A 12022-nucleotide genomic window follows, 5' to 3' on the forward strand; every position below is an offset into this window, starting at 1 on the left:
GTAAAGACTGTGGAAGCACATCTGTTGGAATGGCTGAACCTGAGCGTGCGCTGGGTTCACATGATTACTGGCGTGGCCTGGATCGGTGCGTCGTTCTATTTCGTCTGGCTGGAAAACAACCTCAATCGGGTCAACCCGAAAAGCGGTCTGGCCGGCGATTTGTGGGCAATCCACGGTGGCGGTATCTACCACCTGGAAAAATACAAACTGGCTCCACCGACCATGCCGGACAACCTGCACTGGTTCAAATGGGAAGCCTACTTCACCTGGATGTCGGGCATTGCGCTGCTGTGCGTGGTGTTCTACTCCAACCCGACGCTCTACCTGCTGGCTCCGGGCAGCACCCTGAGCGGTCCTGAAGGCGTGGCCATCGGCCTCGGCTCGTTGTTCATCGGCTGGTTCATCTACTCCTTCCTGTGCGACTCGGCCTTGGGCAAACGCCCTGCCCTGCTGGGTTTCATCCTGTTCGTACTGATCATCGGCGCGGCCTACGGCTTCAGCAAAGTGTTCAGCGGTCGGGGTGCGTACCTGCACGTCGGCGCGATCATCGGCACCATCATGGTCGGCAACGTGTTCCGCATCATCATGCCGGCACAGCGCGCACTGGTCGCGGCGATCGCCGAGAACCGCACGCCGGATCCGGCGCTGCCGGCCAAAGGCCTTCTGCGTTCGCGCCACAACAACTACTTCACCTTGCCAGTGCTGTTCATCATGATCAGCAACCACTTCCCGAGCACCTACGGCAGCCAGTACAACTGGTTGATCCTGGCCGGGATCGCGGTACTGGCGGTGTTGGTGCGTCACTACTTCAACACCCGTCACGACAGCCACAAGTTTGCCTGGACCCTGCCTGTGGCAGCCGTCGGAATGATCAGCCTGGCTTACGTCACCGGCCCTGCGCCGTTGAACAGCCCGGAAGTGGCCAAGGCGCCAGCGAAGATCGAATACCAGCCACTGCCGGAAACAGCCGTGGGTGGTGGATTGAAACCCGCTGAAGCTAAACCTGCCGAAGCGCCGGCAGCCGCACCGGTGCAAGCGTCCAATGCCGGTCCAGGCTTTGACAAAGTGCACAGCGTGATCCAGGAACGTTGTGCGGTTTGCCATTCGGCCAAGCCGACCAGCCCGCTGTTCAGTGCGGCCCCCGCCGGTGTGATGTTCGACACCCCCGAGCAGATCCGCCAGAACGCCGCGCGGATCCAGGCGCAAGCCGTCACCAGCCAGATCATGCCACTGGGCAACATCACGCAGATGACCCAGCAGGAACGTGACCTGATCGGTGCCTGGATTGTTCAGGGTGCTCCGACCAACTAAGTAAAAAGCTTCGCGAGCAAGCTCGCTCCCACACAGACAATGCAAAACCTGTGGGAGCGAGCCTGCTCGCGAATGGCCGCAACGCGGCCCACCTGATTCGAAAACAGCTGCCAGCAGCACAGCAGCTGTACATCACAAGAATAAAAAAGATCCGAGGTGTTGCATGTCCGAGCTATCCGAAGCGCGCATCCCCGACGCACCCGCCATTCAGCGCTTGCCCCTTTTGCAACTGATCCTGGTTGGCCTGCAACACGTTCTGCTGATGTACGGCGGAGCCATTGCGGTGCCGTTGATCATCGGACAGGCCGCAGGCCTGAGTCGTGAAGAAATCGCCTTCCTGATCAACGCCGACCTGCTGGTGGCTGGTATTGCCACCATCGTCCAGTCCCTCGGCATCGGCCCCATGGGCATTCGCATGCCAGTGATGATGGGCGCCAGTTTCGCCGCCGTCGGCAGCATGGTCGCCATGGCCGGCATGCCCGGTATCGGCCTGCAGGGGATCTTCGGCGCCACCATCGCCGCAGGGTTCTTCGGCATGCTCATCGCCCCGTTCATGTCCAAAATCGTACGCTTTTTCCCGCCGCTGGTGACCGGCACGGTCATCACCTCGATTGGCTTGTCGCTGTTCCCCGTGGCTGTGAACTGGGCCGGCGGTGGTGCTGAAGTCGCTCAATTCGGCTCCCCCATCTACCTGACCATTGCGGCATTGGTGCTGGGTACCATTTTGCTGGTGCACCGCTTCATGCGCGGTTTCTGGGTCAATATTTCCGTGCTGATCGGCATGTGCCTGGGCTACGTGCTCTGCGGCCTGCTCGGCATGGTCGATCTCAGTGGCATGACTCAGGCGCCGTGGCTGCAATTCGTCACCCCGCTGCATTTCGGCATGCCGAAATTCGAACTGGCACCGATCCTCTCGATGTGCCTGGTGGTAGTGATCATCTTTGTCGAGTCCACCGGGATGTTCCTGGCGCTGGGCAAGATCACCGGCCAGGACGTCTGCCCACGGATGCTGCGTCGCGGCTTGCTGTGCGATGCCGGCGCTTCGTTCTTCGCCGGTTTTTTCAACACCTTCACCCACTCCTCCTTCGCCCAGAACATCGGCCTGGTGCAGATGACCGGCGTGCGCTGCCGTTCGGTGACCATCGTTGCCGGCGGGTTGCTGATCGTGCTGAGCCTGCTGCCCAAAGCCGCGTTCCTGGTGGCCTCGATTCCTCCGGCAGTACTGGGTGGCGCAGCGATTGCGATGTTCGGCATGGTCGCTGCCACCGGGATCAAGATTCTCCAGGAAGCCGACATCGGTGACCGTCGTAACCAGTTGCTGGTGGCGGTGAGCATCGGCATGGGGCTGATCCCGGTGGTACGCCCGGAGTTTTTCGCCCACCTGCCCGTGTGGATGAGCCCGATCACCCACAGCGGCATCGCCATGGCCACCCTCAGCGCGCTGACGCTGAACCTGCTGTTCAACATCCTTGGCGGCGCCGAACGCGCAGCCGCCAAAGACTGCCACGCCCACTGACAGGTAAAGACACGCCCCCTGCAGGAGCGAGCTTGCTCCGGGCGGCGTTCCGACGATGGACCCAAGAGCACCGCGGTTATCCAGATAACACGCGTAATCGTTGACGACCATCGCGAGCGAGCTCGCTCCTACAGGGGCAGGGGCTGCCTGCGCCTCGCAAAAATAAAAACAAGAGGGAGCAACAGATGATTCGGACACAAACCAACTTGCTGTTGTGTGGTGGCCTGCTGGCCGCGAGTCAGGCCATGGCCGGCGATTTGCTGCTGTGGCAGACCAACAGCCTGAGCTACCTGTACGGCAAGGATTTCGTGGTCAACCCGCACATCCAGCAGACAATCACCTTCGAACACGCCGACCGCTGGAAGTACGGCGACAACTTCATGTTCATCGACAGCACTTACTACAACGGCGACAAAGACCGGAACAAAGGCGTCCACGCCTATTACGGCGAGTTCAGCCCGCGCCTCTCCTTCGGCAAGATCCTCGACCGCCGTTTCGAATTCGGCCCGATCAAGGACGTGCTGCTGGCAATGACCTACGAGAACGGCGAAGACGACACCGAGGCCTACCTGATCGGCCCTGGTTTCGACCTCGCGGTACCGGGCTTCAATTTTTTCACCTTGAACTTCTATTACCGTCAGACCGAAGGCTCGCGTCCCGGCGACGATGTCTGGCAGATCACGCCGGCCTGGTCCTACACCCTGCCATTGGGTAATTCGAACCTGTTGATCGACGGCTACATGGACTGGGTGGTGGATAACGACCAGAACTCACATGGCACTTATCACGCCAACCTGCACTTCAATCCGCAGATCAAGTACGACCTGGGCAAGGCCCTGGGCTGGCGGGAGAAACAGGTGTACGTCGGCGCCGAATACAGCTACTGGAAAGACAAGTACGGCATCGAAAACAGCAGCCACTTCGACACCAATGAAAACACCACCAGCCTGCTGGTGAAGGTGCATTTCTGATGCTGCCCCGCAACCGCGCCCCAAACCTGTCGTCGGTGCGCCGTTGTGGAGCACTTGAGACCTGGCCGAGGAGTCAGTATTCTCCGCGGCCGCCCGAATCCGGTTTAAAAAAAAGCCCGGATGTAAAACCTGACCAGCAGGCCAACTTATCCCGGCGCTGGCAGACACCAAGGCACTCCAAAACCCCTCTCAATCGACTGCTCTTGAGCCGCCGAACGGGAGTTTTTTTGCTTTTTGAAAGCCTTGGCCTGGCTCTTGCCAACAGCACTAAAGCTGACCGAGCGGATGATTTTTACCGCTACAGAACAGGCGCCACACCAGAGCGCCGACCTTAAAAAATAACGTGGAACCACCTACTTTTTGGGAGCAACCGAATGAAACGTACGTGCACTAGCCTGATGCTGGCGGGATCGATGCTGGCCGGGGGCCAGGCCATGGCCGGCGATTTGCTGCAGTGGCAGAACAACAGCCTGACCTACCTGTATGGCAAGGACTTCCAGGTCAACCCGCGCATCCAGCAGACGGTGACCTTCGAGCACGCCGATGGCTGGAAGTACGGCGACAACTTCTTCTTCATCGACAAGATCTTCTACAACGGCAAGGAAGACGCCTTCGCGGGCAAGAACACCCACTACGGCGAGTTCAGCCCACGCCTGTCGTTCAACAAGATCTTCGACCAGAAATTCGAGTTCGGCCCGATCAAGGACGTGCTGCTGGCCATGACCTACGAGTTCGGTGAAGACGATACCGAGTCCTACCTGATCGGTCCGGGCTTCGACCTGGCCATCCCGGGCTTCGACTACTTCCAGTTGAACTTCTACAACCGTCATACCGAAGGCGACCGTCCGGGTGACAACATCTGGCAGGTCACGCCGGTCTGGTCCTACACCATCCCGGTGGGAGGCTCGGATGTGCTGATCGATGGTTTCATGGACTGGGTCGTCGACAATGATGTGAACAAAAATGGCGAATACCACGCCAACCTGCACTTCAATCCGCAGGTCAAATACGACCTGGGCAAGGCACTGAACCTCGGTGCCAAGCAGTTGTACGTCGGTGTCGAGTATGACTACTGGAAAAACAAGTACGGGATTGAAGACAGCCAGGGCTTCAAGACTGATCAGAGCGTGACCAGCTTCCTGGTCAAGGTTCACTTCTGATCTGAAAACCTCCTGTAGGAGCGAGCCCGCTCGCGATGGTCGTGAACGATAACGCTGGGGTCCTGATACCCCGCGCAGTCCTGTCGCCCATCGCGAGCGAGCTCGCTCCTACATCTCAAGCCGAAACCAAAGGCTCCACTATTCCCAGAAACCGACACAACTCCCCGCGCTTGGCCAACGCATCCCGCCGCCCCAGTTCGATCAACTCGCTGCAATACCCCGCCTCGAACAGCAGGTAACTCAATACCCCTGCCCCACTGGTCTTGGTCGCGCCCGGCCCGCGCAGGAACAGACGCAATGCGGGTGGCAATTCCTGGCGATGTCGCGCGGCAATCTCGTCGATCGGCTGGCTCGGTGAAATCACCAGCACGTCCACCGGCGCCACGCCCAAGGCGCGGATCGGCGTGCCGTCGGGCATCAGGTGACTGAACTGGTTCAGGCGCTGCAGCAACTCGATGTCACTTTCCAGGCTATCAATGAACGTACTGTTGAGCATGTGCCCGCCAATCTGCGCCAGGGTGGGCTGTTGCCCGGTGTAAGCGCGTTGAAGTGGCTGCTCCGGATCGAAACCACGCGGGTTGCCACTGACACCCACCACCAGCACGCGACTGGCACCCAGGTGCAGCGCCGGACTGATCGGCGCCGACTGACGCACCGCGCCATCACCGAAATACTCCTCGCCGATTTTCACCGGGGCGAACAGCAGTGGAATGGCCGAACTGGCGAGCAGGTGTTCGACGGACAATTGGGTGGGAACGCCGATGCGTCGATGGCGCAACCAGGCATCGATCTTGCCGCCGCCCTGATAGAAGGTGACTGCCTGGCCGGACTCATAGCCGAACGCCGTGACCGCCACCGCATGCAATTGCTTCTGTGCGATCGCTTCAGTGATGCCACGCATATGCAGCTTGTCGTTGAGCAAATTGCGCAGTGGAGAACTGTTAAGCAACGCCACCGGCATGTGTTTGCCGATACCGAGCAAACTATGGCTGACAAAGCGGCTGGCCTGGCGGATCACCCCGGGCCAGTCGCTGCGCAACACCAGATGACTGCGAAAACCCTGCCAGAAGGCCGTCAGGCTTTCGATGGCGTTACGAAAGTCCATTGCCCCGCTGGCGAGGCTGACCGCGTTGATCGCGCCCGCCGAAGTGCCGACGATAACCGGAAACGGATTGCTCGCCCCCGGCGGCAGTAATTCGGCAATCGCCGCCAGCACACCGACCTGATAGGCCGCCCGAGCCCCGCCGCCGGAAAGAATCAACCCTGTAACCGGTTCAGCTGGACTCATCGCAACACTCCATGGTGCTCAAAGGGATCGATTACTCAACGACGTTTGGCGTACAGCTTCGGCTCGCCCGGTGGACGGCTCTTGAAGCGGCGATGGGCCCACAGGTATTGCTCGGGATATTCGCGCAGCACACCTTCAATCCACTGGTTGATGCGCAGGCAATCGGCTTCTTCGGTTTCGCCGGGGAAGCCTTCGAGCGGCGCATGGATCACCAGGCGATACCCGCTGCCGTCCGCCAGACGCTCCTGGGTGAACGGCACCACCAGCGCCTTGCCCAGCCGTGCAAACTTGCTGGTGGCAGTAACGGTCGCGGCCTGAATGCCGAACAGCGGCACGAAGACGCTTTGCTTGGCGCCGTAGTCCTGATCCGGTGCGTACCAGATCGCACGGCCCGAGCGCAGCAATTTGAGCATGCCGCGCACGTCCTCACGTTCCACCGCCAGCGAGTCGAGGTTGTGACGCTCGCGGCCCTGGCGCTGGATGTAGTCGAACAATGGGTTCTTGTGCTCGCGGTACATGCCGTCGATGGTGTGCTGCTGGCCGAGCAGCGCCGCACCGATTTCCAGGGTGGTGAAATGCAGGGCCATCAGGATCACGCCCTTGCCTTCGCGCTGGGCCTGCTGCAGATATTCCAGCCCCTCAACGTGAGCGAGAGTCGCCAGGCGCTTGCGCGACCACCACCAGCTCATTGCCATCTCAAAAAAAGCGATGCCGGTGGAGGCGAAGTTTTCCTTGAGCAGGCGCTTGCGTTCGGCGGCGGTCTTTTCAGGAAAGCACAGTTCCAGATTGCGCTTGGCAATGCGCCGTCTGTCGCCGGCCACGCGATACATCAATGCGCCCAGTGCGCGACCGATCCACAGCAGTGCCGGATACGGCAACTGAACGATCAGCCACAACAGCCCCAGGCCACACCACAGCGGCCAGAAACGTGGAGATAGAAATGCTTTTCGAAAACGCGGGCGGTCCATTAATGCTTCCGGAATGACAATGGCCGCGCATTCTACATCGTTCGACCCGGCTTGCGGCCTGCGGGCGTTCTCGTTATAAGTCTCGGCACTTTTAGTGACAAGTCGTTGTATGCCGACCATGAGCCAAACCGAACCGCTAGACCAAGATCCCGTGTTCCAGTTGAAGGGCAGCATGCTGGCCATTACGGTGCTGGAACTGGCCCGTAACGACCTCGAAAGCCTTGATCGGCAACTGGCCGCCAAGGTCGCCCAGGCGCCCAACTTCTTCAGCAACGCGCCGCTGGTACTGGCCCTGGACAAACTCCCGGCCAACGAAGGCGCCGTCGATCTGCCGGGGCTGATGCGTGTCTGCCGCCAGCATGGCCTGCGGACCCTGGCGATCCGCGCCAGTCGCATCGAAGACATTGCCGCCGCCATCGCGGTCGACCTGCCGGTGCTGCCACCGTCCGGTGCCCGGGAGCGTCCACTGGACCTGAGCGAAGGCGAGCCGAAGAAAAAACCGGAAAAACCGCCCGAGCCGACCATCAAGCCGACGAAAATCATCACCTCGCCGGTACGCGGTGGCCAGCAGATTTATGCCCAGGGCAGTGACCTGGTGGTGACTTCCTCGGTCAGCCCGGGGGCGGAACTTCTCGCCGATGGCAACATCCATGTATACGGCCCGATGCGGGGTCGCGTGTTGGCTGGCGTCAAGGGCGACACCAAAGCGCGGATTTTCTGTCAGCAAATGAGTGCTGAACTGGTATCCATCGCCGGGCATTACAAGGTTTCCGAAGATCTGCGCCGCGACCCTCTATGGGGGGCGGGTGTGCAGGTCAGCCTGTCCGGCGACGTGTTGAACATCATTCGGCTTTAACGGATACTGCCGCATTTTCCAAGCATCTCTAAAACGTAGCGAAAACGGCTCAAACGAAGTAGGAAAAAGGCTGAAAGCAGTGTTTACCGGGGTAAATACCGCTCAAAACCGGATTCCAGCCAAGGCTGTCCGACTGCAGTAGTTTTTCAGGAGATGTTTTTCAGGGACTGAAAAGTCCTTTTTCCTTAGGGGTGAAACACCTTGGCCAAGATTCTCGTGGTTACATCCGGCAAGGGTGGTGTGGGTAAGACCACCACCAGCGCCGCTATCGGTACCGGCCTCGCTCTGCGCGGCCACAAAACAGTTATCGTCGACTTCGACGTGGGCTTGCGTAACCTTGACCTGATCATGGGTTGCGAGCGCCGCGTGGTGTATGACTTCGTCAACGTGGTCAACGGCGAAGCCAACCTGCAACAGGCCCTGATCAAAGACAAGCGCCTGGAAAACCTCTACGTGCTGGCCGCCAGCCAGACCCGCGACAAAGACGCGCTGACCGTCGAAGGCGTGGAAAAAGTCCTGATGCAACTCAAGGAAGACTTTGAGTTCGTGGTCTGCGACTCCCCGGCGGGCATCGAGAAAGGCGCCCACCTGGCCATGTACTTCGCCGATGAAGCGATCGTCGTGACCAACCCGGAAGTCTCCTCGGTACGTGACTCCGACCGCATGCTCGGCCTGCTGGCCAGCAAGTCCCGTCGTGCCGAACGTGGCGAAGACCCGATCAAGGAACACCTGCTGATTACCCGTTATCACCCGGAACGTGTGAGCAAAGGCGAAATGCTCGGCGTAGAAGACGTCAAGGAAATCCTTTCGGTGACCCTGCTCGGCGTGATCCCTGAATCCCAGGCGGTGCTCAAGGCATCCAACCAGGGTGTTCCGGTGATTCTCGACGACCAGAGCGATGCCGGCCAGGCCTACAGCGATACCGTTGACCGCCTGCTGGGCAAGACCGTGGATCATCGATTCCTCGATGTACAGAAGAAGGGATTCTTCGAGCGCCTGTTTGGAGGCAACTAAGCAATGAACCTTTTTGACTTCTTTCGTGCCAACAAAAAGCAAAGCACCGCGTCGGTAGCGAAAGAGCGTCTACAGATCATCGTGGCGCACGAACGCGGCCAACGCAGCACCCCGGACTACCTGCCGGCCTTGCAGAAGGAACTGGTCGAGGTGATCCGCAAGTACGTCAATATCGGGTCCGATGACGTGCATGTCGCACTGGAAAGCCAGGGCAGCTGCTCGATTCTGGAACTCAATATCACCCTGCCTGATCGCTGAGTCGATCCGGCTGGAGCCACGGCGGTTCAGGCCCCTTCTGTCACTGGAAGGGACCTGAACCGCCGTTGGCGTTTGTTACGAGGCTGTTTTAATGCCGTTGTCCAACGTCCACATCATCCATCAGGACGCCGCCGTACTGGTGGTGAACAAACCGACCCTGTTGCTCTCCGTCCCTGGCCGGGCCGATGACAACAAGGACTGCCTGATTACCCGCCTGCAAGAAAACGGCTACCCGGAAGCGCGAATAGTCCATCGGCTGGACTGGGAGACCTCGGGCATCATCCTGCTGGCTCGTGACCCGGACACCCATCGCGAGCTGTCCCGGCAATTTCACGACCGGGAAACCGAAAAGGCCTACACGGCGTTGTGCTGGGGCCAACCCGAACTGGACAGCGGCAGCATTGACCTGCCCTTGCGCTACGACCCACCGACCAAGCCAAGGCATGTGGTCGATCACGAATTCGGCAAGCATGCGCTGACCTTCTGGCGAGTCCTGGAGCGTTGTGGCGACTGGTGCCGCGTCGAGCTGACACCGATCACTGGCCGCTCCCACCAGTTGCGCGTGCACATGCTCTCGATTGGCCACCCGCTGCTGGGCGATGGGCTGTATGCCCATGAGCAGGCACTGGCGGCCTGGCCGCGCCTGTGCCTGCACGCGAGCATGCTCACGTTCACTCATCCCCAGACCGGCGAACGCCTGCGTTTCGAGTGCCCGGCACCGTTCTGAACGCAACGCACTCCCCCTGTAGGAGCGAGCTCGCTCGCGATGGACCCAAGAGCACCACGGGTATTCAGGCAACACGCGTTATCGTTGACGACCATCGTCGGAACGCCGCCCGGAGCAAGCTCGCTCCTACACCGCCAATTCCCTGACCAATACGTTAAACTGGCGCCATTGCTGTCTGGAGCTACTTTATGCGCGAAGAGTTGAACCAAGGCCTGATCGACTTCCTCAAGGCCTCCCCTACCCCGTTCCACGCCACCGCCAGCCTTGTAAAGCGCCTGGAAGCGGCGGGCTATCAACGCCTCGACGAGCGCGAGCCGTGGAATACCGAAGCCAACGGTCGCTACTACGTCACTCGCAACGACTCTTCGATTGTCGCGATCAAAATGGGCCGTCACTCGCCTCTGCACGGTGGCATTCGCCTGGTCGGTGCCCATACCGACAGCCCGTGCCTGCGAGTCAAGCCGCAACCGGAACTGCAACGCCAGGGCTTCTGGCAATTGGGCGTCGAAGTGTATGGCGGTGCGCTGCTGGCGCCGTGGTTCGACCGTGACCTGTCTCTGGCGGGCCGCGTAACCTTCCGTCGTGATGGCAAGGTCGAGAGCCAGTTGATCGACTTCAAGGCGCCGGTCGCGATCATCCCGAACCTGGCAATCCACCTCAATCGCGAAGCCAACATGGGCTGGGCAATCAATGCCCAGACCGAACTGCCGCCGATCCTTGCGCAATTTGCCGGTGACGAGCGCGTGGACTTCCGCGCGGTGCTCACCGATCAACTCGCCCGTGAACACGGCCTGAACGCGGACGTTGTGCTCGATTACGAGCTGAGTTTCTACGACGCCCAAAGCGCTGCGGTCATTGGCCTGCATGGCGACTTCATCGCTGGCGCGCGCCTGGACAACCTGCTGTCGTGCTACGCCGGCCTGCAAGCGCTGCTGACCGCCGACACCGACGAAACCTGCGTGCTGGTGTGCAACGACCACGAAGAGGTGGGTTCCTGCTCGGCCTGCGGCGCCGACGGCCCGATGCTTGAGCAAACCTTGCGTCGCCTGCTGCCCGAAGGTGACGAGTTCGTACGCACCATTCAGAAATCCCTGTTGGTTTCGGCCGACAACGCCCACGGCGTGCACCCGAACTACGCCGACAAACACGATGCCAACCACGGTCCGAAACTCAACGCCGGCCCGGTGATCAAGGTCAACAGCAACCAGCGCTACGCCACCAACAGCGAAACCGCCGGGTTCTTCCGTCACCTGTGCATGGCTGAAGAAGTGCCGGTGCAAAGCTTCGTGGTGCGCAGCGACATGGGCTGCGGTTCGACCATCGGCCCGATCACGGCCAGCCACCTGGGTGTGCGCACCGTGGACATCGGCCTGCCGACGTTCGCCATGCACTCGATCCGCGAACTGTGCGGCAGCCATGACCTGGCTCACCTGGTCAAGGTGCTGAGCGCGTTCTACGCCTGCCGCGAATTGCCGTAACCGCTGAAAGGCTTCGCGAGCAAGCTCGCTCCCACAGGTGAAATGCACTCCAATGTGGGAGCGAGCCTGCTCGCGAAGGCGGCAGCCCACCCAGCACATGCAAAGATCAACCTGATCCATTTTTGATACACCTCACCCCCCGTCAGACAAAAGCCGCCTAGACTTCCAGTATCCCTTCGACAAGGCTGTCACCATGATTTCGATGTCTACCTTTCACGCCATGCTGATCCCGATTCTTGCCGGGATGCTCCTGCTGGCCGTCGGCTTCAACTTTCGCGATAAAAATGCCGGCGTGTTTGTCATGTGGATCGGCATGCTGACCATCCTCGCGACCGTGGTGATCAAGATCCTCGCCAAACTCAACGAATAATTCATCGCCCTTGGCTCGCATTGATTTTGACGGGCTCGTACACTCGGTCGATCCGCCCCTTGCGAGGTTGACCGCCTAGTGTTCGCTCGTCTTTTTGCCCTCCCG

At 60.2% G+C, this 12022-nt stretch carries 12 protein-coding genes; 10 read left to right on the forward strand and 2 right to left on the reverse strand.

The window, feature by feature from the left end; translation table 11 throughout:
• Positions 1-9: 9 nt before the first annotated feature.
• The 4 genes from CAF65_RS14505 (at position 10) to CAF65_RS14520 (ending at position 4958) form a co-directional block, all read left to right on the forward strand.
• Complete coding sequence (locus CAF65_RS14505; protein ID WP_085716887.1) at positions 10-1311, forward strand: urate hydroxylase PuuD; 1302 nt, start codon at positions 10-12, stop codon at positions 1309-1311.
• Between the two features lie 163 nt (positions 1312-1474).
• Entirely contained in the window at positions 1475-2827 is a 1353-nt protein-coding gene (locus CAF65_RS14510; RefSeq protein WP_085716888.1) for a nucleobase:cation symporter-2 family protein, read from the forward strand.
• 185 nt (positions 2828-3012) lie between these two features.
• Entirely contained in the window at positions 3013-3798 is a 786-nt protein-coding gene (locus tag CAF65_RS14515) for an outer membrane protein OmpK (RefSeq protein WP_085716889.1), read from the forward strand.
• 374 nt (positions 3799-4172) lie between these two features.
• Positions 4173-4958, forward strand: a complete 786-nt coding sequence (locus CAF65_RS14520; protein ID WP_085716890.1) for an outer membrane protein OmpK — start codon at positions 4173-4175, stop codon at positions 4956-4958.
• A 115-nt stretch (positions 4959-5073) separates the two neighbouring features.
• Here the strand turns inward: CAF65_RS14520 and CAF65_RS14525 are convergent, their stop codons facing one another.
• Together CAF65_RS14525 and CAF65_RS14530 are read right to left on the reverse strand one after the other, a co-directional pair.
• A complete protein-coding gene (locus tag CAF65_RS14525; protein WP_085716891.1) occupies positions 5074-6246 on the reverse strand; it encodes a patatin-like phospholipase family protein in 1173 nt (390 codons plus the stop codon).
• Positions 6247-6281: 35 nt separating this feature from the next.
• Positions 6282-7214, reverse strand: a complete 933-nt coding sequence (locus CAF65_RS14530; RefSeq protein WP_085716892.1) for a lipid A biosynthesis lauroyl acyltransferase — start codon at positions 7212-7214, stop codon at positions 6282-6284.
• Between the two features lie 118 nt (positions 7215-7332).
• Here CAF65_RS14530 and minC point away from each other — a divergent pair, with 118 nt between their 5' ends.
• The 6 genes from minC to CAF65_RS28470 all read left to right on the forward strand — a co-directional run bounded on the left by minC (position 7333) and on the right by CAF65_RS28470 (position 11917).
• Complete coding sequence (gene minC, locus CAF65_RS14535; protein WP_085717060.1) at positions 7333-8070, forward strand: septum site-determining protein MinC; 738 nt, start codon at positions 7333-7335, stop codon at positions 8068-8070.
• 201 nt (positions 8071-8271) lie between these two features.
• Positions 8272-9084, forward strand: a complete 813-nt coding sequence (gene minD, locus CAF65_RS14540; protein WP_007974946.1) for a septum site-determining protein MinD — start codon at positions 8272-8274, stop codon at positions 9082-9084.
• 3 nt (positions 9085-9087) lie between these two features.
• Positions 9088-9342, forward strand: coding sequence for a cell division topological specificity factor MinE (gene minE, locus CAF65_RS14545; protein WP_007974947.1), 255 nt, complete (start codon positions 9088-9090; stop codon positions 9340-9342).
• 91 nt (positions 9343-9433) lie between these two features.
• Positions 9434-10069: an RluA family pseudouridine synthase gene (locus CAF65_RS14550; RefSeq protein ID WP_008017695.1), complete on the forward strand. Its 636-nt coding sequence runs from the start codon at positions 9434-9436 to the stop codon at positions 10067-10069.
• Between the two features lie 188 nt (positions 10070-10257).
• Positions 10258-11547: a M18 family aminopeptidase gene (locus CAF65_RS14555; protein ID WP_085716893.1), complete on the forward strand. Its 1290-nt coding sequence runs from the start codon at positions 10258-10260 to the stop codon at positions 11545-11547.
• 193 nt (positions 11548-11740) lie between these two features.
• Positions 11741-11917 carry a hypothetical protein gene (locus tag CAF65_RS28470; RefSeq protein WP_178076693.1) on the forward strand — a complete coding sequence of 59 codons (177 nt, stop codon included), beginning with the start codon at positions 11741-11743 and terminating at the stop codon, positions 11915-11917.
• Positions 11918-12022: the final 105 nt, after the last annotated feature.

Source organism: Pseudomonas sp. B28(2017), assembly GCF_002113025.1.
Classification (GTDB): Bacteria; Pseudomonadota; Gammaproteobacteria; order Pseudomonadales; family Pseudomonadaceae; genus Aquipseudomonas.